General features: G+C 62.5%; 24 protein-coding genes. 7 read left to right on the forward strand and 17 right to left on the reverse strand.

Annotation, left to right across the window (positions count from 1 at the left end):
• Nucleotides 1-50: 50 nt before the first annotated feature.
• From ACSQ8V_RS24285 to ACSQ8V_RS24305, 5 genes are all read right to left on the reverse strand, one after another.
• Nucleotides 51-1,019 carry a PDR/VanB family oxidoreductase gene (locus ACSQ8V_RS24285; RefSeq protein WP_436207402.1) on the reverse strand — a complete coding sequence of 323 codons (969 nt, stop codon included), beginning with the start codon at nt 1,017-1,019 and terminating at the stop codon, nt 51-53.
• 157 nt (nt 1,020-1,176) lie between these two features.
• Nucleotides 1,177-1,422: a hypothetical protein gene (locus ACSQ8V_RS24290; protein ID WP_436207403.1), complete on the reverse strand. Its 246-nt coding sequence runs from the start codon at nt 1,420-1,422 to the stop codon at nt 1,177-1,179.
• The gene (locus tag ACSQ8V_RS24295; protein ID WP_436207404.1) at nt 1,419-1,898 is read right to left on the reverse strand and encodes an aromatic-ring-hydroxylating dioxygenase subunit beta; all 480 of its coding nucleotides are present in this window, start codon (nt 1,896-1,898) and stop codon (nt 1,419-1,421) included. The genes ACSQ8V_RS24290 and ACSQ8V_RS24295 overlap by 4 nt, the downstream gene beginning before the upstream one ends.
• Nucleotides 1,895-3,067, reverse strand: coding sequence for an aromatic ring-hydroxylating oxygenase subunit alpha (locus ACSQ8V_RS24300; protein ID WP_436184257.1), 1,173 nt, complete (start codon nt 3,065-3,067; stop codon nt 1,895-1,897). Before ACSQ8V_RS24300 ends, ACSQ8V_RS24295 begins: the two co-directional genes overlap by 4 nt.
• Complete coding sequence (locus ACSQ8V_RS24305; protein WP_436207405.1) at nt 3,057-4,505, reverse strand: MmgE/PrpD family protein; 1,449 nt, start codon at nt 4,503-4,505, stop codon at nt 3,057-3,059. The genes ACSQ8V_RS24300 and ACSQ8V_RS24305 overlap by 11 nt, the downstream gene beginning before the upstream one ends.
• Nucleotides 4,506-4,812: 307 nt before the next feature.
• On the opposite strand from ACSQ8V_RS24305, the gene ACSQ8V_RS24310 reads away from it, so the two are divergent.
• On the forward strand, nt 4,813-5,235 hold the full coding sequence (locus tag ACSQ8V_RS24310; protein ID WP_436184259.1) for a VOC family protein: 423 nt from the start codon (nt 4,813-4,815) through the stop codon (nt 5,233-5,235).
• Between the two features lie 22 nt (nt 5,236-5,257).
• Nucleotides 5,258-6,097 carry an alpha/beta fold hydrolase gene (locus tag ACSQ8V_RS24315; protein WP_436207406.1) on the forward strand — a complete coding sequence of 280 codons (840 nt, stop codon included), beginning with the start codon at nt 5,258-5,260 and terminating at the stop codon, nt 6,095-6,097.
• A 71-nt stretch (nt 6,098-6,168) separates the two neighbouring features.
• Here ACSQ8V_RS24315 and ACSQ8V_RS24320 read toward each other — a convergent pair whose 3' ends face one another.
• Genes ACSQ8V_RS24320 through ACSQ8V_RS24330 form a run of 3 tightly spaced genes read right to left on the reverse strand, consistent with a single transcriptional unit; the run spans nt 6,169 to nt 8,620 of the window.
• Entirely contained in the window at nt 6,169-6,807 is a 639-nt protein-coding gene (locus ACSQ8V_RS24320) for a glutathione S-transferase family protein (protein ID WP_436207407.1), read from the reverse strand.
• A 17-nt stretch (nt 6,808-6,824) separates the two neighbouring features.
• Nucleotides 6,825-7,694, reverse strand: coding sequence for an aromatic ring-hydroxylating dioxygenase subunit alpha (locus ACSQ8V_RS24325; protein WP_436184262.1), 870 nt, complete (start codon nt 7,692-7,694; stop codon nt 6,825-6,827).
• Entirely contained in the window at nt 7,682-8,620 is a 939-nt protein-coding gene (locus ACSQ8V_RS24330) for a Rieske 2Fe-2S domain-containing protein (RefSeq protein ID WP_436207408.1), read from the reverse strand. The genes ACSQ8V_RS24325 and ACSQ8V_RS24330 overlap by 13 nt, the downstream gene beginning before the upstream one ends.
• Nucleotides 8,621-8,817: 197 nt before the next feature.
• Between ACSQ8V_RS24330 and ACSQ8V_RS24335 the strand changes: the two genes are divergently transcribed.
• Nucleotides 8,818-9,804 carry a LysR family transcriptional regulator gene (locus ACSQ8V_RS24335; RefSeq protein ID WP_436184264.1) on the forward strand — a complete coding sequence of 329 codons (987 nt, stop codon included), beginning with the start codon at nt 8,818-8,820 and terminating at the stop codon, nt 9,802-9,804.
• Between the two features lie 73 nt (nt 9,805-9,877).
• On the opposite strand, the gene ACSQ8V_RS24340 is transcribed toward ACSQ8V_RS24335, so the two are convergent.
• The 3 genes from ACSQ8V_RS24340 to ACSQ8V_RS24350 form a co-directional block, all read right to left on the reverse strand.
• On the reverse strand, nt 9,878-11,350 hold the full coding sequence (locus ACSQ8V_RS24340; RefSeq protein WP_436207409.1) for an amidase: 1,473 nt from the start codon (nt 11,348-11,350) through the stop codon (nt 9,878-9,880).
• 36 nt (nt 11,351-11,386) lie between these two features.
• Nucleotides 11,387-12,295: an ABC transporter substrate-binding protein gene (locus ACSQ8V_RS24345; protein ID WP_436207410.1), complete on the reverse strand. Its 909-nt coding sequence runs from the start codon at nt 12,293-12,295 to the stop codon at nt 11,387-11,389.
• Between the two features lie 70 nt (nt 12,296-12,365).
• A complete protein-coding gene (locus tag ACSQ8V_RS24350; RefSeq protein ID WP_436207411.1) occupies nt 12,366-12,626 on the reverse strand; it encodes a hypothetical protein in 261 nt (86 codons plus the stop codon).
• A gap of 155 nt (nt 12,627-12,781) precedes the next feature.
• Here ACSQ8V_RS24350 and ACSQ8V_RS24355 point away from each other — a divergent pair, with 155 nt between their 5' ends.
• From ACSQ8V_RS24355 to ACSQ8V_RS24370, 4 genes are all read left to right on the forward strand, one after another.
• Nucleotides 12,782-13,630, forward strand: coding sequence for an ABC transporter ATP-binding protein (locus tag ACSQ8V_RS24355; protein WP_436184268.1), 849 nt, complete (start codon nt 12,782-12,784; stop codon nt 13,628-13,630).
• Nucleotides 13,631-13,632: 2 nt separating this feature from the next.
• Nucleotides 13,633-14,388, forward strand: a complete 756-nt coding sequence (locus tag ACSQ8V_RS24360; protein ID WP_436184269.1) for an ABC transporter permease — start codon at nt 13,633-13,635, stop codon at nt 14,386-14,388.
• 236 nt (nt 14,389-14,624) lie between these two features.
• On the forward strand, nt 14,625-14,867 hold the full coding sequence (locus ACSQ8V_RS24365) for a type II toxin-antitoxin system CcdA family antitoxin (protein ID WP_436207412.1): 243 nt from the start codon (nt 14,625-14,627) through the stop codon (nt 14,865-14,867).
• Nucleotides 14,867-15,187, forward strand: a complete 321-nt coding sequence (locus tag ACSQ8V_RS24370; protein ID WP_436184271.1) for a CcdB family protein — start codon at nt 14,867-14,869, stop codon at nt 15,185-15,187. Before ACSQ8V_RS24365 ends, ACSQ8V_RS24370 begins: the two co-directional genes overlap by 1 nt.
• A gap of 66 nt (nt 15,188-15,253) precedes the next feature.
• On the opposite strand, the gene ACSQ8V_RS24375 is transcribed toward ACSQ8V_RS24370, so the two are convergent.
• The 6 genes from ACSQ8V_RS24375 to ACSQ8V_RS24400 are packed head-to-tail and all read right to left on the reverse strand — an operon-like array spanning nt 15,254 to nt 23,520.
• Nucleotides 15,254-16,750, reverse strand: coding sequence for an amidase (locus tag ACSQ8V_RS24375; RefSeq protein WP_436184272.1), 1,497 nt, complete (start codon nt 16,748-16,750; stop codon nt 15,254-15,256).
• Between the two features lie 54 nt (nt 16,751-16,804).
• Nucleotides 16,805-18,343, reverse strand: a complete 1,539-nt coding sequence (locus tag ACSQ8V_RS24380; protein WP_436207413.1) for a M81 family metallopeptidase — start codon at nt 18,341-18,343, stop codon at nt 16,805-16,807.
• 32 nt (nt 18,344-18,375) lie between these two features.
• A complete protein-coding gene (locus ACSQ8V_RS24385; protein WP_436207414.1) occupies nt 18,376-20,070 on the reverse strand; it encodes a dipeptide ABC transporter ATP-binding protein in 1,695 nt (564 codons plus the stop codon).
• Between the two features lie 17 nt (nt 20,071-20,087).
• Nucleotides 20,088-20,975, reverse strand: a complete 888-nt coding sequence (locus tag ACSQ8V_RS24390) for an ABC transporter permease (protein WP_436207415.1) — start codon at nt 20,973-20,975, stop codon at nt 20,088-20,090.
• A 7-nt stretch (nt 20,976-20,982) separates the two neighbouring features.
• The gene (locus ACSQ8V_RS24395) at nt 20,983-21,924 is read right to left on the reverse strand and encodes an ABC transporter permease (RefSeq protein ID WP_436184276.1); all 942 of its coding nucleotides are present in this window, start codon (nt 21,922-21,924) and stop codon (nt 20,983-20,985) included.
• Nucleotides 21,925-21,927: 3 nt separating this feature from the next.
• Nucleotides 21,928-23,520, reverse strand: a complete 1,593-nt coding sequence (locus tag ACSQ8V_RS24400) for an ABC transporter substrate-binding protein (protein ID WP_436207416.1) — start codon at nt 23,518-23,520, stop codon at nt 21,928-21,930.
• Nucleotides 23,521-23,554 lie beyond the last annotated feature (34 nt).

Raw genomic sequence — 23,554 nt, forward strand, 5'->3', positions numbered from 1 at the left:
CACCGCTTTCCGTCATGCCCGGACTGGCTGCCTCTAATGCGAACTCATTCTCACAAATCGAGGACCAGAAGCGGTGTTTTTGAACGAGAGCAGCACACGGTCAGCATGTCGTTGCGCTCATGTTCTTCGTCCGACATGCAGTAGTCGCGATGATCGGGAACACCTTCGAGTAAGCCGGTCATGCAGCAGCCGCATATACCTTGCTCACAGGAAACCGGGATATCGATTCCGTTATCGAGCAGTACCTTTGCAATGCTATTTCCCGGAGTTACCCGAAACGTGACACCGCTGCTCGCCACCCGGACATCGAACCCGTCCGGCCCTTCATGCTCGGTGGACGTCGCCGAAGCCGGGCTGAAATTCTCTTTGTGAATACAGTCCCGGTTCCATCCGGCGGCGACGGCGGCGTCGATCACCGAAGTCATGAAGCCTTCGGGACCGCAAACATAAATATCGGAATCCGTCGGGTATCGGGAAAGCACATCGGCCACTCGAAGCCGACTGTCAGCGTCGTTAAAATAAAAGTACGTGCGATCAACCAGGCCCGACGCGGCGATGCGGTCCCGAAACGCCGCGTTAGCCAATGAGCGCGCGCTGTAGTGCAAGTAGAACTCCGCGTTACGCTGCGCGAGCGCTTCCGCCATCGCGAGAATCGGCGTAATACCAATGCCGCCGGCAAACAAAATGACGCGGCGATTTTCGCGCGTCAGCATAAAAAGATTCCGCGGCACGCCGATAGTCAGGTGATCGCCCACCTGAATCTTCTTGTGGATATACGACGATCCGCCCCGTGAAGCCGGGCTGAGTAATACGCCGATCGTGTAGGCACCCGAACGTTCCCGGCATGCGAGCAGCGAATATTGCCTCACCATGCCGTCCGGCAACTTGACGTCAATATGCGCGCCTGCTTCGAAAGCCGGCAACGATCCGCCGTCCGTGCTTGCCAGTTCGAGCGCCACAATCCCCTGCGCTTCCTGTCGGCGACCGACCACCGACACTGAAAACCCGTCTTCTTTCATTTCCTTCCTCACTGGGCCGGAAGCATTGCTTCTCATGCCGGCCAAGCAGTAACGCTTATCAATGGAATCAGCGTACCGCGACAATTTATTCAGATAGCTGAAAATAACCTGGACATTGAGTCAGCCAAACTTTGTCAGGACGCGATTCCGACGTTCGTCAGTCGGCGGACCCAAGTCCACGCGGAACCATATGCGCCGTCAATTCGACGCTGCCCGCGCTGGTCAGTCCGCTCAGTTGAAACGCATCCATGAATACCGACAGTCCCGTCGCGAGATCATCGATGCGCAGGCGCGGCGCGTTCCCCTGCCTGTCGACCGATAACCGGACTCCCGCGAACTCGTTGGAGAGTACTTCGCTCCAGGCAGCCGGAACAGCATCCGATGCCCGCTCGAATACTTTCACAGCAGGAACGGTGTTGCTTCCAACACCTCGTTGTTTCTAAGCAAGTTGACTTTCTTGCCGAGTATCTGCCATGTGTTATCGCGACGTTGCAGGAGAAATTCGCAACGCGCCGAATGAATGGTCTGACGATGACGCGCCAGTTCCAAGAGCAGCATCATGCACGTCACTCTAAGCGTCCGGCTCTCGTCGTTCGCCTCGCCGAGTCCCACATTCGAAATGAGCCGATGCACACGCGAAGCCGGATCTTGTGCGTACGCATGCCCCGACTGCAACCGGGCGATGCGTTTCGCCAGCGCCGCCTTATCGTCGTGGATGATCGACACGTGTTGCGTTGGATCGATATCGTCATGCCCGGCGGGCACCCAGTACACCGCATTCTCATGAAAGAGCGCGAGCCAGGCGTCGAACCTGCCGGTATCCAGCAAACGCGCCTCCATGAACAAAAAATCCTCGATTTCCGGACGATCCGTATTCATGCCGCGACCTCTGCGCGAGGAACCGATGCAACATCGCTCATAAGCCGCTTCCAGTTTTGATACATGCCTCTGTGCTGGGTTTCATCGGACATGCCGCCGGTCATATAGCCACCGCGCATCGATTCACGATCCAGGCCCCGCGAGAAAACCAGCCAATCTACGGCGCCGCTTTGCAAGCCTCGCTGGGTGCGCTCGAAGATATCCAGATCGTCGGCGAAGAAAGTACCGGCAGCGCCGAATTCAAACTCCTGGTCGCGCATGCGCCGCATGTTCACTTCGTCGGGAACGTCCTGCAAACGCACCACCTTCGTGTAGATCTCGGTACGATCGACGGCAATCGGACGAACCGTGCGAATCTGACTGCGGAGGACAATCAGATTGGGGAAAATCACCAGATTGAAGCCACCTGACAGGCCAGCGTCGGCTGGCATCGGACCCCAATCGGTGTGATCCGTTACACCGTGTCCATCCATGGCGATTACGCAGCCCTTTCCCTGCCGGTATATCTGCATCGCTTCGGGTGTGACCGCACTCGCATGCAGCGCGCCGACGTGATACGGATCGACGCCGTTTTCGAGTTGATATTTCCAGTTACCGTTGTAAGCGCACTTCTGCGTTCCCTTGAAAAGATCGATCTTCCCGGTGGGTGAAACGGCCGCATAGGCGTCGAGAAACTTCGCTACGCCACCGAGGTGTTCCAGCAGAGAGACGCCCTCCTCTTTCATGCAGCCGAAAATGAAGCCCTGGTACACGGCCACGCGGGCAACCTTGACGAGCCCAAGCGAGGACTTGTCGAACGACTTCCCGTACCCTTGAGGCATCGGGACGCCGATCAGCGCGCCCGAGTTGTCGTAGGTCCACGAATGATAAGGACATCGAAAGAACTTGCTATTGCCGCTCTCGTGTTGGCAGACCACAGGACCACGGTGCCGGCAGCGGTTAATCAACGCGGTGACCGTCCCGTCTTCGAGGCGCGACACCACGACTGGATGCTTGCCGAGGTAGGTTGTCACGTAGTCGCCCGATTGCGGCAATTCCGCCTCGTGAGCCAGATAAACCCAGGTGGTATCGAAGATGCGCGACATCTCGAGTTCGTAGACGTCCGGATCGGTGTAGACGGATCGGTGGACCGCATCGGCGCGGATCAAATTCTCCATGTCAACTGGCATGACTTCCTCGTGAGTTTGTGTCATCGGATACAGATTCAAAAATGGGCGAGATGTTGTCGAGCGACTCGAGGCTGCGCACGTGCTGGACGATTTCCTCGCGACGCGCAGGCGTCATTGGGACCGACGCGTCGTCGAGATTGCGATGAAACTTGATCGCGACGTCGTCAAACGACAAGGGGCGCGACGGATGTCCGGCCGGCGCGTCGATCCGGTGCGCGAGTCTGCGGCCGTCCTTGAGCCAAAGATTCACGACGCCGGGCTCCAGCCCGGTCCGATTCGCAAGCTCCGGCATGACGATATGCTCGAAACGCGCGGCCATCGACAGCACGCCGGGGTCGTTGCGCCCAGCCTCGCCGAAATCGGCTATGCCGATACGGCCCCGCACCAGCGCATGGGCCACCATGAACGGAATGCTGTTCATTGCCGCCGACGCACCCGGCGGATGGCGCCGCATCTCCGACGGTTCGCACATGACGCGGCCCCAGGGACCGACATAGAGAACGACTTTTTCTATCGCGCCGGGGTCGCCGCCCGCGCTGTCGAGGAGAATCAGCGCGGCTTCGACGAACGCGTGGGCAACGAGGGTCCCCGGCATGGACTTGAAGCAGCGCGTCAGTGAACGATAATCGCGTCCCAATCCATCGGTGAGCGCTTCTGCCGCGTAGTTGCCGCCAAAGTAGGCGTTGAACAATCCGGCCACGCCTGTCAGCACATCGGCCCGTGCCTGGATCCCGAAGCTCGCCATCATCGCGCTCTGGACGCCGGCCTGATTGGACAGCCCGGAATATAAAAACTTTCCCATGCTCAACGGTGCATGAACAACCGTTTCCTCGGTTCCGGCCGCCTGCATCAACGCAAGTCCGAGGGCATCGAGCATCGACTCCTCCGACAATCGGATGATGTTTCCACAAGCGGCCGCAGCGCTGAAATAGCCGAATATCTGGCTCGCCAGCATGATCGGCAGACCCTCGCCGAAATGCGGAGCCAGCGCCGCGGCAAGACGGGCCTGCAGTTCACAGCCCACGGCAACCGCACTCAGTAGCACCCTGCCGGCGCCGGGTAGACGATGCGCCTGCGCCATGGCAACCGCTGCCGGCACCACGCAAGCCGCCACATGGATCTGCGGATATTCGATGATGTCGTCGTAATCGAGCGCCCTGGCATGCGCGGCGTTGGCAAGCGCCGCGTAGCCAGGCGCAAGACGCTGCCCGGTCGACCAGACGGTCGATGCGCCTGGCCCGGACGCCGCTGCGCAATAAGCGGTGACCGGCGCGCAGCCTGCGTTCATGCGCTCACCGGCGAGCGCCAGGCCCAGCACGTCGAGTATCGACTGCTTGGCCTGTTGCACGACTTCGGGAGGGAGCTGCGTGAACTCGAGGCCGGAAGCAAAAGCGGCAAACAGAGCCGATGCGCCGTCCCGGCGATCTGGATGAAACATGAACCCTCGCTTGATTGCATGTGCAGCCATGCGAACGCCGCCCCGCCGCGCGCATGGTTTGCTCATCTGTATGACCTGGACGCCCTTTTTTGGAAGGGCACCAGTCGAATGTAAAGGCCAACCGTTGCGCGAGGCAATTCGGATCATTAATCCGTTGCGTCAGCTTTCCTGATTCGACGCGCGAACCGTTCAGCTCACGGCTCTGGTTAAGAAAAACCAGTGGTATCGGGGCGATGAATGTGATCCAGCCGTCAGGCCTTCTGTTTTAAGCTGGACTCTTCAAACCGATGGAAGGACCTCCACGACCATGCCTCCGATCAACGCACGCTTCAACGGGATCGACCATGTCGTTTTCAAGGTGACCGATATCGGCCGTACAACGGAGTTCTACCGTTCGGTGCTGGGTCTGCGTGTCGAACGGATCTTCGAGAAGATCGGCCTGCATCAGGTGCGCTGTGGCACCAATCTGATCGACCTGCTCGAACTGCCGCCGGGCGCGGCCTTGCCTCCGCCCGCGGAGCGCGGCATCGAACATGTGTGCCTGAGTATCGAGGCGGATATGGACGAGTTGCTTCGCGACCTCGCTTCGCATGAGGTGGCTGTCATCCGGGGGCCGATGGAGGTTTATGGAGCAAGGGGATTCGGCACGTCCATCTACATTCTGGATCCCGATTCATACGAGATCGAATTGAAGGTGGGCTATTCGCAGAATCCGGCGCGCTTTGCATGACCTGGCGAACAAGGAGAGGGTGATGTCGACAGCTTTATCCGAAACATTTACGCACGATGGACTTTCCCTCCACTACCTTCGATGGGGACCGGCCGACGCTCCGCCACTCGTGCTGCTGCACGGGCTACGTGCCTACGCGTACTGGTTCGAGGAATTCGCGGAGGTGGCCGTCGCCCGCTTTCAGGTCATCTCGCTCGATCAGCGCGGCCGGGGAGCGTCCGACTGGGCGCCGGATGGGCAATACAACACCGACGCCTACGTCGCGGATCTCGCAGCACTCGCCGATCATCTGAAGCTCGACCGGTTTGTCCTGCTCGGGCACTCCATGGGCGGCACCAACGCGCTGAATTACGCGGCGAGCCATCCGGATCGCGTAGCCGCGCTGGTGATCGTCGATAGTGCCCCGGAACTCGACATGGCCGGTCTTACGCGAATCAGAAGCGAACTTGCGCGCACGCCGAACGCCTTTGGCTCGCGTGCCGAGGCACTGACGTTCCTGCGAGAAATGCACCCGCGCGCAGGCGAGCGCAGCATTGCCACGCGCATGGAGTGGATGTTGCGGCGGCGTGAGACGGGCGAACTCGACTGGCGTATCGATCCCGCGATCTTCGACCCACGCCTGACGCCCGATCCGCCGCAGCGTTCGTGGGATGCGCTGGCAAAGGTCGCCTGTCCGACCCTGATGGTCCGCGGCGCTATCTCGGACCTCGTGACGGCACAGATCGCCGATCGGATGATCGATACGCTCCGGTCAGGCGAACGAGTGGATATAGAGCAGGCCGCGCATATGGTGGTCGAAGACAATCCCGTCGCCTTCACCTCGGCGGTGCTCGGATTCCTCGATAAAAAGGTTCCGCGCTGAGGGCCGTGCCGGACGCCGGGGCTGACGAGTACCGTCAGCCCGAAAAGTCTCTCAGCGAACTTGAACGGTCCTTAAAACGCTCCGGCAAAGTTCGGCAGAACGCCCGGCATGACGATAAATCCCCCCAGCTCCTTGAAACGGTTGATCCACCGCCACAATGCCGGATAGGGGCTCAACGAAAGCTCCGCATCCTGGGCGAGCGCCGCGCAGGGAAACACCGAGATATCCGCAATAGTAGGCTCCTCGCCAAGCAGCCATCGACGCCCCGTCAATTCCCCTTCGGCCAGATGATCCTCAAGCACTTCGAGCGCGCGGCGGGCAGCCCGGAGATCGTCTTCTGTCGCCATGCCGCGTGCCGTGATGGCGGCCATCCGCAGTCGCGATATCGTGGCGAGCTCGTGCTCGGAGAAGGCGAGCCATCCCGCGGTCTGTGCGTTACGCACGGGATCGTCGGGAAGCCATTTCCCTGTCGGATCGTAGCGTTTCGCAAGATAGACGAGAATCGCCGATGACTTCCAGATGATCTGGTGATCGTCTTCGAGAACGGGAATCTCGCCCAGGGGATTGAGCGTCAGAAATTCTGGAGACTGGTGCTCCCGGCCCGGGTGCACATCGATTTTGACGGGCGTGTACTGCAGACCCAGCATGGACAGCAGAAGACGCGCCTTGTAACAGTCGCTCGACAGGATGTAATCGTAGAGTTTGATCATTTTTCTTGGGGAAAGGGCTACAACGCGCGCTCGATGCCGAACTCAAGACCCGAGCGGTCCAGCCACCTGCGATACGCCATCGAGCTTGCGTCCGAGCGCATGGGCAACTCGCGACGAGGATTGACGGGCAGCTTGCGGGGAAACTGGTTGATCAGAACCATCCGGTCCTGCGCAAAGATCTCGTGATAGAAATGCAGGATCCCTGTGTCGCTGTTCCCGCTGTCATGAACACACGCAAACGAATGAACGATGCATCGGTCCTCTTCGACAGGCTGGATGAACAGGCCGATGACGTCTTTCTTTCCAACCTGAATCAGGCTGTCCTTGTAAATCAATGCGATAAAAGGCGAGGCGATCCTGTAGTCGTAGAAAATCGTCGATCCGCCGCCGGCAGCCGCGGAAGCCATCGGCTGAAAAAAACTGCAGCCAACGGCCCATAGTTCGGCACCCTCTTCTCTCATCTCGACCGAGTAACGCGGGACTTCGGCGGACTCATATCCGCCGAGGGTTCCGGTATGAATGAACGAGAAGTGAGAGAGGTCGAAGAAATTCTCAATGACCCGCTGCCCCGAAGTCGGCACTCCTATGCGTCCGCGATAGATGAAGCGGCGCCCCGGCTCCGCGAATTCAGGAATGGCGAGAATGTCTCGCCTGGGCTTTCCCGGCGTGACCCAGATGAACCCGTACTGCTCGCGTACGTCGGGCAGCGGGACCTGCTCGCCCGACTCGCGAACGAAGCTGCAATGCACGGTGTTATCGTGGTCGCGGCTGACTATGATGTCCTGGCCGAGCAATCGCGTCCGTTCGCTGCGCCCGGGCGCAATCTCTTTGCCGAAAGAAACCACGTACCAGTCATCGCGCGCAACCGTGTCGTCTATTGCCTGCATTTCGTTTCCTCATTATGCGTCATGCGCGCGAGCGCTTCGCTCGCGCGATGGGTTCGCCATTCGGCAATCGCGCTTTGCATCCAGACGTGACGCTCATCGCCGAACGCGTTCGATAAACCGTTCCTCACCGCAACGGCCGCCCGGTTTATCTCGATGCGCCGTTCGGCCGGGGCGGGTTCCATCGAGACTACGTGGACGCCGCACGTCGCTTCGTCCGATGGGAAAACGAACGCGCCAAATGTGCTCTGACCACTCGCGCCTTCCGATTCCACCATCAGGCCGCCCGCGCGATCAAGCGATGCGACGAAAGAGCCGCGTTCGTCCGTGCCCTTGAAAACGAGACGCTCCGGCGTGCTCGAATCCGACACATCGATTTGCGCCGGCGCGTGGCTCCCTGAAGAAGTCGACGCATGCGGTGCAACGCTGATGAGCGCCGCCAGGGCTGCATCGACCGGTACGGGAAAATAAAGCGTGCGAACGGGGTAGGTCCTGGGGCCGTCGAGCGGCGGACTGCCCGCCGGTTGCCCCAGGTTGAGCCAGACATAGCCGTTGCTCTCGGTCACGGCATAGCGCTGGGCGCATGCGGCTTTCGGTGGCACGATATCGGGATGTGCCGGCATGTGGATGCATTGGCCATCGGTGCCGAAGGTCCATCCATGATAAGGGCATAACAGACTCTCGCCGCGCACCGCACCAAATGAGAGCCGCATTCCCCGATGTGGGCAACGGTCGCCCCATGCACTGGCGTGTCCAGAAGCCGAACGCCACAACGCGATGCGTTGTGAGTGCACGGTAACCGGCATGACGGTGGCAGGCATCAGGTCGTCCGAAGCCGCGACCGCGTACCAGGAATCTGGCGCATCGTGCTGTAATTGCTGAGAGGGAATCATTGGCGGGACGATGTGAAATGGAATGAGGGTGACCATGTGGGAAGCCTGATGCAAATCATCAGGCTGTGCAATTTCTAAAAAAAGACGACTGCGTCATAAATCCCGACTTAGCACGCACTGAAAGTCCGATGCATGAATATAGGCATGTTTCATGCTCTATTTCGTCGCGCGTTGCGCTGAACCTGAAAACCGTTCGCCCAGTGCAAGACATAACGGAAAGTTGGAGCAAGACCATGAGCATGCTTCTCTCGTTCGCCAGTTCGTTCTCCTCGCTCCCCTCGAGTTCAGCGCCGCCGCCTGACGACGCGCTGGAAATTCCCCGCATCACGCTCAGGCAACTCACTTACTTCGCTGCCGCGGCACGACATGGCAGCGCCCTGCGCGCAGCGGAAGAACTGAACATCTCGCCGCCGGCAATATCGGGCGCTATTGCCAGTCTGGAAAGCGTCTTGCAGGAACAGTTGTTTATCAGGCGGCACGCCCGCGGGCTGGTCCTGACGCCGGCCGGTCAACATCTCTTCTTCGAGGCGCGCGACGTCATCAGCCGGGTGAGTGATATTGAGTCGGCGCGTCACAGGCATCCCGACAAACGACGGCGCCAGCTTTCGCTAGGGTGTCTGGGGGACATCGCTGCCGACCTCCTGCCGCCGCTGATCCGTCAGTTCCAGTCAGCAAATCCGGGGGTCGAGATCCGCTGGCAGAGCGACAGTCATCCGCTCTTGATGTCGAAGATGGAAGAAGGTTCTCTCGATCTGATTTTCGTACTCGATTTCGAGGTTGCACCGACTTACCAATGCACGATCCTGCAACCCTCGCCAGTATGCTGCGTCCTGCCCGCCAACCATCCGCTTGCCAACTCGCTTACATCACTCAAACAGCTCGATCAGGAACCGTTCATCATGCTGGACATCCCAAAGACGAGAGACTATTTCCTCTCCATCTTCGGCGATCTGGGTATTCAACCCAATGTCAGCCAGCGCGCGTCGTCGGCGGAGATGGTGCGCAGTCTCGTGGGAAATGGTTTCGGCTACTCGCTTCTCAACTTCAACGCATCGAAACGCAAGGACATCGTCTTCAGGCCGTTCGATAATTACACGAGTGCGTCGAACCTCGTTGCGATTCGCCCTTATCGCCGGCATCCTTTGCCGCTCATCGAGAACTTCATCTCGACGACGCAGACATACATGAATGATCATTGGGGCAATGGCACCGCTCACTGATCGGCAAGCGTCCCGGAACTGCCTGCGTCCATGCAGGACCATCGCAGTCGTGCCGAAGTCACGTGACGGCCTTTTATCGAGCAGATGGCGCAGCAGGCAGATCGAGACCTGGCGGCACGCAGCGGCGGGTCCACATCGTGGCTTTATCGTAGAGACGCGCGAGTGCGAGACAGGACAGTTCGTCATTCATACGCCCGATCAGTTGCATTCCCATAGGCAGCCCGGCACGGTTGAAACCCACTGGAACGCTGATGACGGGGCAGCCCGACATCGTTCCGGGAATAACCGTCTCCATCCATCGATGATAAGTGTCCATCGTCCGGCCGCCAATTCTCGTGGGCCAGATCTGCCCGGCATCGAACGCAAAAACCTGTGCCGAGGGCAACGCGACGGCATCGTAAGACGCGTGCCAGGTATTCATGGTCCGAAACCACGCGGTGCGAAATGCCATGGCGCTCGCCACGTGCTCCGCGCTATAGCCCAACCCGCGCTCCACTTCCCAGATAGCGTCGGGCTTCATCAACGCCCGGGTGGCGGGATCGCGATAGTACGGTCCCAACTGGACACTCATGATCCAGGCGCGCAGCGTCAGCCAGTTCTCCCAGATTTCCTCAGCAGGGAAATCCAGCTTCAGTGGCTCGACCGTGACGCCCAGTTGTTCGAATACATCCAGCCCGGCTTCGCATAGGGAGATCACTTCGTCCTCGCAGGCCAGATGCCCGCCGAGGTCGCCCAGCCAGCCTATGCGGCGGTTCCGCAATTGAACCGGCATGCCGTGCGCGAAGTCGGAAAAAATGGTGGCGGACTCGTTGATCGACAGCGGCGCGCGCGGATCGGGGCCGGCCTGAACCGATAGCAACATCGCCAGATCCTCGACCGTGCGCGCCATCGGGCCGACAACTCCCAGCGTGGCGCTGAACAGGTCGGGCCCGGCTTCAGGTATGCGCCCAAACGAAGGGCGCAGGCCGAACACATTGTTGAAGGCAGCCGGATTGCGCAGCGATCCTGCATGGTCGCTGCCGTCGGCAACCGGCAACATGCGCGTGGCGAGCGCGGCAGCCGCGCCGCCGCTGCTCCCGCCCGCGCACTTGCTGCTGTCGTACGGGTTACGCGTCGTCCCGAACACAGGATTGAACGCATGCGATCCCAGGCCGAATTCGGAGGTATTGGTCTTGCCGATAAAGACCGCGCCCGCCGCCCGCATGCGCTCGACCTGGATCGAGTCGACCTCTGCAATGCGATTGCGGAAGATCGGCGAACCCGAGGTCCATATCATTCCCTTGACCGGATCCAGGTCCTTTACCGCGGCCGGAAAACCGTGCATCCATCCGCGAGGGCCGGCGTTCGCAAGCTCGCGGTCCCGCTCGCGAGCCTCGTGCAGCAGAACGTCACGCGGTCTCAAGGAAACGATCGCGTTGATTTCCGGATTGACCCGGTCGATGCGATCGAGATACGACTCCATCACCTCCACGCACGACACGGTCCGGCTACGAATCGCTTCGGCGAGTTCGCAAGCGGTCGTGAGAACAATCGAATTCGATGACATTGGCGCGTTCCGGTTCGACATCGCGTTTATCCGCATTCAAGGCACGAAAGACCGGTCGATAACCGACTGAGGATCGATGCGGTCAGCCGCAAAACCCTGCGACTGCGATACCCACTTCCATGCATCGCCGACGAGCGCCGGATCGAATCGCCCGAGCCCCGTGCGCGCGGAAATTTCATTGATCACGAGGGGCTTCATCGCCTTGATCTCCTCGACGCTGATCGCAACGTTGGTATCCGGGACCATCTCGTGCAGGTCCTCCGCAGCCTTCTCCGGATGATCGACGACGAACTGCATGGCACGCAGGTAAGCGCGCGCAAACTTCTTCACGGTGTCCGGGTGATCCTGGATGATGCGGCCAGAGGCCAGCACCGACCAGTTGTAGCCCTGCAGCCCGACGTTGAACCAGGGCAAGACCGTCAGCCGGGTGGTGGTGCCCGTCAGCAATGTGGAGAAATTGGGTTCTTCGGTGGTCCATGCAATGACGGCATCGACCTTGCCCGCCAATAGCATCGGTCCGAGCGCGTTGTCATCGACCTTGAGCAGACGAACCGAATTCGGGTCAAGCCCATTCATCTTCGCGATCACCGGCCATAGTGCGTTCGATCCCGAAAACGCCGCCGTTGCAACCGTCTTGCCTGCGAGATCCTTAATGGCCGAGATCCCGCTCCCCGATTTCGTGATGATCGCATCCGGCGACTTGGAGTAGACCGCCACGATCGCCTTTGCCGGAATCGGGGTAGTCGCCTGAGCGCTCATCAGCGAGGCCATGCTCGCCCCGCCAAAATCATCCGTGCCGCTTGCAACCCGCGTGACGGCGTCCGCTCCGCCGCGACCGATATCGATTGAAACATCGAGACCCTCTGCTGCGAAGAACCCTTCCTTGATACCGACATGGGTAAAGCTGATATAGCCGGACGGAAACCAGTCCAGGACGAATCGCACTTTCTCGGCCGCTCCAGCAGGGAGCGAAGCAAGAGCCAGGAGACAGATTGCGAATAAGCCGGTGAAACGTTTATTCATTGAAACCCCGCATTGTGTTGTTGATCGGCAGCACGGCAAAGCCGGGGCTGGCGGCCGGGCTCTCCGGCTTCGGAGCAAAGACTATTCTCTTCAATATTGCCGTGCGTTTTTTTGACAAGCCATTAGTTCGATTTTTCTGATTTAGGTAACATGGCCCGGGACCCGCTCGTTCGTGCATGACGGCCGATATGTTCCAGCCATTCACCGGAGCAAACGGCGGCGCGAAGCAGCGCTCGACAGCGTCGCTCATCATTGCCCTCCATGCTCAGATAACTTGACTCAAACCCCCGTAAAACTTCATTTCGCGCTGCATGGTGGATCGTTAAGATGCGGAGGCCAACGGGGTATCACCCACACTTATCCACGCTATTCATAGCGCCTCCGGCTCGTATCGCTCGTTGAGACTCCATGAAAAACGAACTTCCTGATTGTCAGAATCTCGCTCCGGAAGCAGTGCACTTGCTTGCGGCCCGTGAAATCGCGCGGCCCGCCATCTCCCTGAACGCCGTGACGCAAACGTTCGTGTCGACCGACGGCACCACCGTGACCGCTCTTGATCGCGTCGACCTTTCGATCCAGCGACACGAGTTCGTATCCATCATCGGTCCCTCGGGATGCGGCAAGTCCACGCTTTTGCGCCTGCTTGCCGGACTGCTGCCGCCGACCTCAGGCGAGGTCGAGATATTCGGGCTCAAGGTGGCGGAACCTCGTGACGATATCGGATTCGTGTTCCAGAGGCCAACCCTCCTGCCCTGGTTGAACGTGCTGGAAAACGTGACCTTTCCGATCCGGCACAAGGGCGGGCGAGTCACACCGCAGGTCCAGGAACAGGGCATGGCGCTGCTGAGCTCCACGGGCCTGGCCGACTTTGCGCGCAAGATGCCTCATGAATTGTCGGGCGGCATGCAGCAGCGCGTTTCCATCGTCCGCGCGCTGTTGCAGGACCCGGACATTCTCTTGATGGACGAGCCGTTTTCCGCACTCGATGCACTGACCCGCGATGAGATGTCGCTCGAGCTCCTGCGGGTGTTGAGGACGCGGCCGAAGACGGTGGTGTTCGTTACGCATTCGATTGCCGAAGCTGTGCTGCTATCCAACCGGATCGTGGTCATGGCGGCCAGGCCGGGACGGGTGCGAAACCTGATCGACGTTCCGCTCTCGCTGCCTCGCACGCTGGACACAATGGCTGATCCGTTGTTCGGGAAAATCGCCAACGATATCCGGGAACAATTGTTTTCCCGCCCCAGGGAAACTTGACTATGAAACCGTTTATCTATCGCTATTCGCCTGTCATCCTGCTGCTCGCCATCCTGGTGGCATGGCAGGCAGCTTGCAAGCTGTTGCATCTTCCGGTGTACGTATTGCCCGACCCGGCCCAGATCGCAGCGGCGGCCATGGACATTGCGCCGATGCGATGGCTCGACAACATATGGGCCACGTTACAAGTCGTTTTTCTGGGATTTGGAATCTCGCTGCTCGTGAGCATTCCGCTCGCTATCGCCGTGGCAAATTCACCGTTGCTTTCCCGGACGATCGTGCCGCTACTGGTTGTCGTGCAATCGACGCCTGTTGTCGCCATTGCGCCGATCGTCGTGGTCACGCTCGGTGCAGGCACGCTCCCCCGTGTCCTGATCACCTGCCTGATCACCTTCTTTCCGCTGGTGGTATCGACAATCACAGGGCTTCGCGCTACGCCGGCCGATCTTGTGGAGTTGTCGCGGTCATTAAGAGCGCCGCAGCTTCGGCAGATCATGCAGATTCGCATACCGTATGCCGTTCCGTACATCATGAGCGCCGCGAAAGTCTCGATCACGCTGGCGGTGATAGGGTCGGTCGTTGCCGAGTTCGTGGCGTCGAATGAGGGGCTGGGCTACATGATTCAGTACGCCACTTCGCAATTCAAGCTCGCAGAAGCATTTGCCGCGCTGTTCGTGCTGCTTTGTATTTCGCTCGCGCTCTATCGGGTCGTGGTCATCGTCGAACGGGTCTTTTTCAACTGGTCGTTGCCTCGATAGGGCAAGCCAGCGCCGTTACCGGCATCTTCACCGGGCGGCCGAGCCGGGCAAACGCCTGACTAAAGCCGATTCCTCCCATTGAGCAACTACTTGCCGTGACATGACTTGGCGGTCTCACAAGCGAAGTGCGACTACCCGGCTTTGTACCGGTTCGCTCAGAGGAAAGCGTTCTTGTCGGCGATTATGGCAAATGAATGTGGACTATAATGCACATGTTTTTCAACATGGAGATGCGCATGGGAAAGGCATTCGAAGTCCGGGCGCGCAAGTCCACGAACGTCACATTGCCGCCTGAAGTCCTGGATCGGGCCAAGGAGCTCGGGATCAATCTTTCGCGCGCGAGCGAGCGCGGTGTGCGCGAAGAAATTCAGGAGGCTGAGGCTCGCCGTTGGGCCGACGACAATGCGGAGCTGGTCGCGGCATACACTGCAATGGTTGACCGCGACGGGCTGCCGCTCGCGAAGTACAGGACGTTTTAATGGCGCGTTTTGATCTCTACGGTAACCCCGACGATGAGACGCGGCGCCTTGCACCGTACCTGCTCGACGTACAGAGTACGCATGTCGGAATCTTGCCGGCGCGCATCGTGATTCCTCTGCGGCCTGCCGCGGATCTCGGGTTCTCAGGCAAACCGTCCGACTTGCTGCCAGTCTTCGAGATCAATGGCGAGAAACACTTCCTCGACACGCCTGCCATGAGTGCTGTTCCGGTGAACGCGCTCGGCAAGCGCATTGGCTCGCTTGCCGAGCGCCGCGATGCCATCCTGGCAGCGCTCGACCGGATCTTCGGCGCCTATTGATCGAAGGCGGGGTGGCGTCGGCCGGTCTCACAGGCTAAAACTGACCAAGGGCCAGCCTTAGACCCGTCAAGCTGTCCGTGTGCCATCCAAAGGCGGATGCGTCACGATCGACTTCAGCGCCGCCACGGCCTGGGACAATGTCGCAAGATCCGGGCGCGGGCGCCGCATGGAGGGGTCGGTGGCGAATGCCGCTTCGAACGACTGGGCGATGTCGAGCAGACGCCGGTCGCCACGAAACGCGCCCACCAGTTGCAGGCCGAAGGGCATACCCGCATGGTCGAGCCCGCAAGGCAGCGACAGTGCGGGATTGGTGGCCAGCGTGATCACATAGGTGAGCCCGAGCCACCGGTAGTAGTTCGCGAGCGGCCGCCCGTTCATCTCGGCCAGATAGAGCTGCTCCCACGGAAACGGCGAGATGGGAGAAGTCGGGGACACGATCAAATCGTAGCGCGCGAACTGCGCCTGGAAACGCCGGAACAAGCGCGTTTGTTCAGCGTGCGCCCAGGCGACGTCGGCAAGCGACATCGCTTGTCCCATCTCATAGTTGCTGCGCGTGTTCGGACCGAGCGAGGCCGGGTCGCGCTGGTACGCTTCCTGGAAACTCGCGACGAAGTTCTGTGCGCGAATCACGTCGAAGCAGCGGTCGGCTTCGCCCAGGTCGACGTCGAGCGGCTCGCACACCGTCACGAACTTCGACAGCGCCGCGATCTTCGCGCGGAACGTGGCCCGCAGCGCGTCGTCGACGTCGCAGATGCCGAAGTCTTCGGTGTAGGCCACCCGCAGCGTGCCGAGATCGATCTCGCGCGGCTGCAGGAAGGTATCCGGCGCGATGTCGTAGCTGAGCGGATCGCCCGCTTCGATCCCCGCGCTCGCGGCCAGTTGCAGGCGGGTATCGGCGACATCGCGGCCCATCGGCCCGACCACCGAGATCGGCGTCCAGCCGAGGGGCTTGCGCCCGCTCGGCACGAGTCCCGGCGACGGCCGCAAACCCACCACGCCGCAGAGCGCGGCCGGAATGCGCAGCGAGCCGCCCGTGTCGGAACCGGTGCAGAGCGGCAGCATGTCGGTGGCGAGCGCCACGGCCGAGCCGCCGGACGAACCGCCCGCATTGAGCATCGGATTGAACGGATTGCCGGTCGCGCCCCAGACCGGATTGCGTGTGTTCGCGCCCGCGCCCCACTCCGGCACGTTGGTCTTGCCCGTGAGAATGGCGCCCGCCGCGCGCAGACGCGCGACGAAGCCGTTGTCCGCCTCCGGCACGTTGGCGCGAAACGACGGCGATCCGTAAGTGGTGAGCAGGCCCGCGGTTTCCTCCAGGTCCTTCACGCCGAGCGGCAAGCCGTGCAGCAGACCGAGCGGCTCGCCGCGCATGACGGCATCCGTGGCGCGGCAAGCCTCCTCGCGGGCGCGCTCGAAACACGTCGCGGTCACCGCGTTTACCGCGGGATTGATCGCCTCGATCTGCGCGATGCAGGCGTCGAGCAGTTCGAGCGGCGAGACCTGCCTGTTGCCAATCAGACGTCGCGCGCTCAGCGCCGACAGAGAAACCAGGGAGTTGTCCATGTCTTGTGGGTCAAGCGCGGTGGGGGAAGCGAAACGTTAGCGAGATCTGCCGTTTCAGCGCAGCGGCGCAGCGGCGGGTGGCACGGGTGCAACGAACGGTACGCCGCGCGCGCCAAGCCGCATGCCGGCCGGCAGCTTCGTCCACGGCAGTTGTTCGAGCCGCATCGGCATGGGTCCGGGCGCCGCGCCGACGATGATCGTCTGCGCGATCGGCGCGAAGTCCGCGCGAAAATGCACTGCGCTCTTCACGACCAGAATAGCCTCTTCCGTAGGCTCGATGCCGACGAGCCGAAACAGCGACTGATCGGCCATCTGCACCTTGTACGACGCGACCACGATGCGCACGCCGCCCACCCGCAGGCAGGCGGCCGGACCGACGTCGAGGTTGAAGCCGGCGTAGTACGGGCCGGTCGCACGGATCTTGCCGTCCGAAAGCGCCTCGATCACGAAGTCGCCCTCGTAGGGCGCGTCGCCGGCCACGCCGGAGCGGCCGCCGAGCGCGAGCCGGATGGTGTCGCCCACGCGATGCGCGTGGATAGCGGCCGCAGCCTCTGGATCGACGATCAGGCCGATCGACGCGCGCGTCGCGCCCTGCGCGATCAGCGCGCGCAGCATGCCGGTGGTGTCGGAATTGGCGCCGGCGCCGGGATTGTCCTGACCGTCGGCGATGATCACGGGCTTCGTCGCCGTGCGGCTCAGTTCCATTGCATGGCGCACGGCATCGTCAGCCGCGAAGAGCGTGCCCGCGAACTCGGCTTCGGCGTCGTTCGCGGCTTGCGCGAGTCGCGCGGCGGCGGCATCGGCAATCGCCGGATCGTCCGCATACGCCCAGATCACCGGCGAGCATTCGGCGAAGTCGGCGGCGGGAAAGCCGGTGGTGAACGACAGGTCCGCGCCGCTTTCCGTCTCGATAGTATCGAGCAGCGCATAGAGCCGCGCGGCCGGCTGGATGTCGGTGCACTGCCAGCAGATCGGCACGAGAAACGGCAGGCGCCGCACCGCGAACGCGGCACGCGCGCCGCGCTGCCAGCGCTTTTCCAGCAGCGCGAACGCGCGCGCGCCGGTGCGGGCCATGTCGACGTGCGGATAGGTCCGGTAGGCTGTGAGCGCGTCCGCGCTCGCCAGCATCTGCGCCGTCACGTTGGCGTGCAGGTCGAGGCTGCCGACCACCGGCACGTCTTTGCCCACCAGCGAGCGCACGCGGCGCAGCAGTTCGCCTTCGCCGTCGTCGAGATGCGTGGTCACCATGGCGCCGTGCAGGTCGAGATAAACGGCATCGACCGGCAGCGCGGCCTCGATGCCTGCGAGGATCTCCCCCGCGATCTGTTCGTAGGCGGCTTCGGCCACATGCGCCGACGGACTCGCCGCGCACCATACGGTTGGAATCAGCACGCAGCCGGCGCGGCGGGCAGCGTCGACAAAGCCGGCGGCCGGAATGTTGGCGCCGCCGATCACCTCGAATACCGCGTCGCCTCGCGTGAGGCCGGGCCAGCCGCCGCCGCGCTCGAAGGCGAGCAGGTCGGCCCGCGTGGGGGCGAAGGTATTGGTTTCGTGCTGAAAACCGCAGAAGACGATGCGCTTCGTGCTGACCATGACTATGAATTCTCTCTCGGGTGGATGGATGCTCAGGCCGCCGGCCGGAAGTTCCGGAAGTCCCAGTGACGGCCGGGCGCCGCATGAATCAGCGCGCGGGTGTAAGCCTCCCGCGGCTGCGTGAGGACCGCGTGCGCCGGGCCAGCCTCGACAATGCGCCCATGCTGCATCACGACAATGGTGTCGCAGATCTGCGCGGCCACGCGCAGATCGTGGGTAATGAAGAGCACGCCGATGCCCACGCGCCGGCGCACTTCGTCGAGCAGTGCGAGCACTTGCGCCTGCACGGAGACGTCGAGCGCCGAGACCGCTTCGTCGGCCACCAGCACGTCGGGTTCCATCACCAGCGCGCGGGCAATGCAGATGCGTTGCCGCTGGCCGCCGGAGAACTGATGCGGGAAGCGGTCGATAGCGTCGACGGGCAGCCCCACCAGATCGAGCGCGCGCTCGGCCTTCAGGCGCGCCTCGGCGCGGGATGCGCCATAGTTGAGCAGCCCTTCCACGATCGACTCGCCCACGCGCAAACGCGGATTGAGGCTGCGATACGGGTCCTGGAACACGATCTGGATACGTTTCCTGAGCGGACGCAGCCGGCTGCGCGAGGCGGTGGCGATATCGTCGCCATGAAGCAGCACGGCGCCGGTGGTGGGATCGATCAGCCGCACCGCACAGCGCGCGACGGTCGACTTGCCCGAGCCCGATTCGCCGACGATCCCGACCACCTCCCCGCGCCGCACGGTCAGCGAGATGTCGGTCGCGGCGGCCACGGGCTGCACGCGGGAAAAGCGCGACGCGCTGCCGTAGGTCTTGCCGAGCGCGCGGATCTCGAGCACCGCTTCGCCCGCGGGCGCCACGCGCTGCAGCGGCACGAGGCTCGGCACCGACGACACCAGCAAGCGTGTATACGCCTCGCGCGGCCGGGCGAGCAGCTCGTCGCGCGCACCCGACTCCACCACGCGGCCCTGGTTCATCACGACGATGCGATCGGCGATCTCCGCCACCACGCCGAAGTCGTGCGTGATGAAGATGACCGCCGTGCGATGCCGCTGCTGCAGCTCGCGGATCAGCGCGAGGATCTGCTTTTGCGTGGTGACATCGAGCGCGGTGGTGGGTTCGTCGGCGATCAGCACGCGCGGCTGCAGGATCAGCGCCATCGCGATCACGATGCGCTGGCGCTGCCCGCCCGACAACTGGTGCGGAAAAGACCGGTAGATGCGCGGCACATCGGGCAGGTGCACGGACTCGAGCATCGCCAGCACCCTTGCGCGCCGTTCGGCACGCGCGAGCCTCGTATGCAGGCGCAGCACTTCCTCCACCTGCTGGCCCACACGCTGCACGGGGTTGAGCGCGGTCATCGGCTCCTGGAACACCATCGCCATGCGCGAGGCGCGCAGGATCCGCAGGCGCTCGTCGCTCGCGGCCAGCACGTCCTCGCCGTCGATCAGGATGCGCCCTTCGCTTGCCTGCAGCGCCTCGCGGGGCAACAGGCCCATCGTCGCGAGCGAGGTGACCGACTTGCCCGACCCGGATTCCCCGACGATGCACACCGTCTCGCCTGCCCGCACGGAAAAGCTCAGTTGCTCAACCACGGCCCGGCCCGGCACGCCGTCGGCGTCGCGCACCCGCACGGTCAGTCCCTGCAGTTCCACGACTGGCGCGTTCGCATCGACGGGCGGCTCGCTGGCAGGGGGGATCGTGGAGATCGTCGGTATCGTGGGGATCGGCATGGCGCGAAGGGTCCGGTTCAAAGGCGGCGCGCGAGGCGCGGATCGAGCGCATCGCGCAACGCGTCGGCAAGCACGTTGACGGTCAGCACCGTGATGGAAAGCAGCGCACCGGGATACAGCACGAGGCCGGGGATCAGTTGGAAATAGGTGCGGCCGTCGGCCATGATGTTGCCCCATGACGGGATGTCGGGCGGCACGCCGGCGCCGAGAAAGCTCAGGATCGCTTCCGTGATGATCGCCGAGGCGAAGATGTACGTGCCCTGCACGATCATCGGCGCGATAGTGTTCGGCACGAGATGGCGCAGCATCAGCCGCAAGGTGGGCGTGCCGAGCGAGATCGCGGCTTCCACGTAGGCCTCGTGGCGCACGCCGAGGATCACGCCGCGCACGAGCCGCACCACGCGCGGTATCTCGGGAATCGTGATGGCGACGAGCACCGTCGTCAGGCTGGAACCCGAGAGCGACACCAGTGCGATGGCGAGCAGGATGCCGGGAATCGCCATCAGGCCGTCCATCACGCGCATCACGATTGCATCGAACCAGCGGAAATAGCCCGCGGGCACGCCGATCAGCAATCCCGCGGCGAGGCTGAACAGGGTGACGCCGAGCCCCACCACGAGCGACACCCGCGCGCCGTACACCACACGGGAATAGACGTCGCGGCCGAAGGCGTCGGTGCCGAGCCAGTGCGCGGCGCTGAGGCCTTGCAGGCGCGAGCCGGGATCGAGCTGGGTGGGATCGGTGGTGCCGAGCAGCGGCGCGCACAGCGCCATGACCACGATCAGCGCGAGCAGCACCAGCGCGAGCAACACTGGCCAGCCGCGCAGAGCGCGCCGCAGGCGCGAGACCGGGCGCACGTCGGCGGGAGGAACAGGCAAATCGGGAAGGTCGATCACGGTGGACATGTCAGCCTCAGTAACGAATGCGCGGATCGAACACGGTATAGAGCGCGTCGACCACCAGATTGACGATCACATAAAAGAATGAGAACAACAGGATCAGCGCCTGGATCACCGGATAGTCGCGCGCGAGCACGGCCTCCACCACCAGCCGCCCCAGGCCCGGCAGGTTGAAGACGGATTCCGTCACCACCACGCCGCTGATCAGCATTGCCACGCCCACGCCGACGATCGTCACGATAGGCACCGCGGCATTGCCGAGCGCGTGCCCGAGCAGCACGCCGCGTTCGGTCAGGCCCTTGGCGCGCGCGGTACGGATGAAGTCCTCGCCCAGCACCTCGATGATGCTGGTGCGCGTCATGCGCGCTATCAGCGCCACGTAGACGGTGGACAGGCCGACAGTCGGCAGCGTCAGCCCCATGAGAAACGGTCCGAGGCCGGCGGCGAGCGGCTGGTAGCCCTGTACCGGAAACCAGTGCAGCTTGAGCGAAAACAGCAGGATCAGCGCGTAGCCGGTGACGAACACGGGCACCGAGAAGCCAAGCACGGACGCCGCCATCACCGCACGATCGAGCAGGCGGCCGCGGCGCCACGCGGCCAGGATGCCGAGCGGGATCGCGATCAGCACCGAGAGCGTGATGGTGGTGGCGCACAGCGCCAGCGACGGCCCGATGCGATCGGCCACCATCGCCGCAACCGGCTGCCCCGAGATCAGCGAAGTGCCGAGATCGCCGTGCAGCAACTGCCCGATCCAGCGGAAGAACTGCTGGTAGATCGGCTCGGTCAGGCCCATCGCCTGGCGGATCTGCTCGATCTGCTCGGGCGTGGCGGAGTCACCGGCGAGGATCGCGGCGGGGTCGCCGGGGGTCAGGCGCAAGAGCGCGAACACGATCAGCGCGACCATCCCCATGACCGGCACGGTCGCGGCCAGACGGCGCAGGAGGAAGGCCGTCATCGCTCAGGTTCCTTTCTTCAGGTTCCAGAAGAGCGGCACGGGGCTCTTCACGATACCGCTCAGCTTCTTGCTGTACGCGCTCGGCATATAGTACTCACCGAGCGGCACGAGCACGCCTTCGTCGATCACGAGCTTCTGGATCTGGTCGGTGATCTGCTTGCGTTTGGCCTGGTCTGTGGTCTTGATGAAGTCGCCGCGCAGGGTCTCGATGGCGGGCACGTCGGGCCAGCCAAACCATGCGCGCTTGCCGTTTGCGGCCACGCCGAAGGCGGTAAGCGGATCACGCACTTCGACACCGTCGTTGTTGGTCGAGAAGATGCTCCAGCCGCCCTTGTCGATCGGCGCCTGCGACGCGCGGCGCGACACCACCGTCTGCCAGTCCATCGCCTCCATCTTCACGTTGAAGCCGGCATTCTTGAGCGCCTGTCCGATCACGACGGGCTGCGGCGACAAGTTCGCCACGTCCGTGGTCTGCAGGATCACGACCGGCGTGCCGTCGTAATGCGCCTGCTTGAGCAGCGCGCGCGCCTGGGCCAGGTTGCCGGTCGCCGCGATGTCCGCGCCCGCGTTGCTGGCGTAGAGTCCGTTGCAGCCGAAGATCGCCACGCAGCGCGTGTAGTACTTCGGATTGCCGACCAGTGCCTTCAATACGTCTTCCTGCTTCACCGCGATCATCGCGGCCTGCCGGATCAGCTTGTTGTCGAACGGCGGGTTCAGGAAGTTGAAGCGCATCACCGTCTGGGTATTCTCCGGCGAGAGGTTCTCCACTTTTACCGCGTTGTTGCCTTCGAGCATCGGCACCATCTCGAAGGGCACGGTCTGCATGTAGTCGATCTCGCCGCTCGTCAGCGCGTTCACGCCGGTCATCGAATCAGGCATGGCGATCCACTTCACGCGGTCCACGTACACCTTCTTGCCACCCGCGAGACCGCTCGGCGGTTCATTGCGCGGCACGTAGTCCTTGTTTTTCTCGAACACCGCCTGCAGGCCCGGCTTGTATTCCGCGGCCACGAACTTGAACGGCCCCGAGCCGATAAATTCCTTGAGCGGCGTGGTGGACGGGGTCGCCGCAATGCGCGCCGGCATCATGAACGCAGGCGAACCGCTCGGCTTGCTCAGCGCCTGCAGCGCGAGATCGGTCGGCTCCTTGAACGACATGGAGAAGGTGTTGTCGTCGATCGCCTTCATCTCGGTCATGAGCGGGATCATCAGTTGCCCGAGCTTGTCCTGCTCGGCCCAGCGCTTGATCGAGGCAACGCAGTCGGCCGCCGTCACCTTGGTGCCGTCGTGCCATTTAAGGCCGGGCCGCAGCGTGAAGGTGTAGGTCTTGCCGTCGGCCGACACGGTCCACTTCTCGGCCATCTGCGGCTTGACCTGGCCGTTCGCGTCGAGCGCCAGGACTGTGTCGAAGATCATGTAGCCGAAATCACGCGTGGCGTGCGCCGTTGTCATCACCGGATCGAGCACCCGCAGGCTCGATTGCATGACAGCCGTCACGGTCTGGGCGGAAACACCCGGCGCGGCGCCAAGCAGTGCCGCGGCGCAGGCGGCGGCCAGGAGGAGTGTGCGGACGGTCGGACGAGTGGGCTGAGTCATGTCGATGGTCGGATGGTCGAAGTGGGTGATTGGG

Origin of the sequence: Caballeronia sp. LjRoot31 (assembly GCF_964253885.1) — a bacterium.
GTDB lineage: Bacteria > Pseudomonadota > Gammaproteobacteria > Burkholderiales > Burkholderiaceae > Caballeronia.

Excerpts from the sequence above, each read along its gene's own strand:
- ACSQ8V_RS24320 (WP_436207407.1), bottom strand. The coding sequence starts at position 6,807 with ATGATCAAACTCTACGATTACATCCTGTCGAGCGACTGTTACAAGGCG.
- ACSQ8V_RS24305 (WP_436207405.1), bottom strand. The coding sequence starts at position 4,505 with ATGTTTCATCCAGATCGCCGGGACGGCGCATCGGCTCTGTTTGCCGCT.
- ACSQ8V_RS24335 (WP_436184264.1), top strand. The coding sequence starts at position 8,818 with ATGAGCATGCTTCTCTCGTTCGCCAGTTCGTTCTCCTCGCTCCCCTCG.
- ACSQ8V_RS24285 (WP_436207402.1), bottom strand. The coding sequence starts at position 1,019 with ATGAAAGAAGACGGGTTTTCAGTGTCGGTGGTCGGTCGCCGACAGGAA.
- ACSQ8V_RS24375 (WP_436184272.1), bottom strand. The coding sequence starts at position 16,750 with ATGGACAACTCCCTGGTTTCTCTGTCGGCGCTGAGCGCGCGACGTCTG.
- ACSQ8V_RS24340 (WP_436207409.1), bottom strand. The coding sequence starts at position 11,350 with ATGTCATCGAATTCGATTGTTCTCACGACCGCTTGCGAACTCGCCGAA.
- ACSQ8V_RS24380 (WP_436207413.1), bottom strand. The coding sequence starts at position 18,343 with ATGGTCAGCACGAAGCGCATCGTCTTCTGCGGTTTTCAGCACGAAACC.
- ACSQ8V_RS24295 (WP_436207404.1), bottom strand. The coding sequence starts at position 1,898 with ATGAATACGGATCGTCCGGAAATCGAGGATTTTTTGTTCATGGAGGCG.
- ACSQ8V_RS24365 (WP_436207412.1), top strand. The coding sequence starts at position 14,625 with ATGGGAAAGGCATTCGAAGTCCGGGCGCGCAAGTCCACGAACGTCACA.
- ACSQ8V_RS24310 (WP_436184259.1), top strand. The coding sequence starts at position 4,813 with ATGCCTCCGATCAACGCACGCTTCAACGGGATCGACCATGTCGTTTTC.
- ACSQ8V_RS24330 (WP_436207408.1), bottom strand. The coding sequence starts at position 8,620 with ATGGTCACCCTCATTCCATTTCACATCGTCCCGCCAATGATTCCCTCT.
- ACSQ8V_RS24300 (WP_436184257.1), bottom strand. The coding sequence starts at position 3,067 with ATGCCAGTTGACATGGAGAATTTGATCCGCGCCGATGCGGTCCACCGA.
- ACSQ8V_RS24395 (WP_436184276.1), bottom strand. The coding sequence starts at position 21,924 with ATGACGGCCTTCCTCCTGCGCCGTCTGGCCGCGACCGTGCCGGTCATG.
- ACSQ8V_RS24385 (WP_436207414.1), bottom strand. The coding sequence starts at position 20,070 with ATGCCGATCCCCACGATACCGACGATCTCCACGATCCCCCCTGCCAGC.
- ACSQ8V_RS24325 (WP_436184262.1), bottom strand. The coding sequence starts at position 7,694 with ATGCAGGCAATAGACGACACGGTTGCGCGCGATGACTGGTACGTGGTT.
- ACSQ8V_RS24355 (WP_436184268.1), top strand. The coding sequence starts at position 12,782 with ATGAAAAACGAACTTCCTGATTGTCAGAATCTCGCTCCGGAAGCAGTG.
- ACSQ8V_RS24390 (WP_436207415.1), bottom strand. The coding sequence starts at position 20,975 with ATGTCCACCGTGATCGACCTTCCCGATTTGCCTGTTCCTCCCGCCGAC.
- ACSQ8V_RS24350 (WP_436207411.1), bottom strand. The coding sequence starts at position 12,626 with ATGATGAGCGACGCTGTCGAGCGCTGCTTCGCGCCGCCGTTTGCTCCG.
- ACSQ8V_RS24315 (WP_436207406.1), top strand. The coding sequence starts at position 5,258 with ATGTCGACAGCTTTATCCGAAACATTTACGCACGATGGACTTTCCCTC.
- ACSQ8V_RS24370 (WP_436184271.1), top strand. The coding sequence starts at position 14,867 with ATGGCGCGTTTTGATCTCTACGGTAACCCCGACGATGAGACGCGGCGC.
- ACSQ8V_RS24360 (WP_436184269.1), top strand. The coding sequence starts at position 13,633 with ATGAAACCGTTTATCTATCGCTATTCGCCTGTCATCCTGCTGCTCGCC.
- ACSQ8V_RS24400 (WP_436207416.1), bottom strand. The coding sequence starts at position 23,520 with ATGACTCAGCCCACTCGTCCGACCGTCCGCACACTCCTCCTGGCCGCC.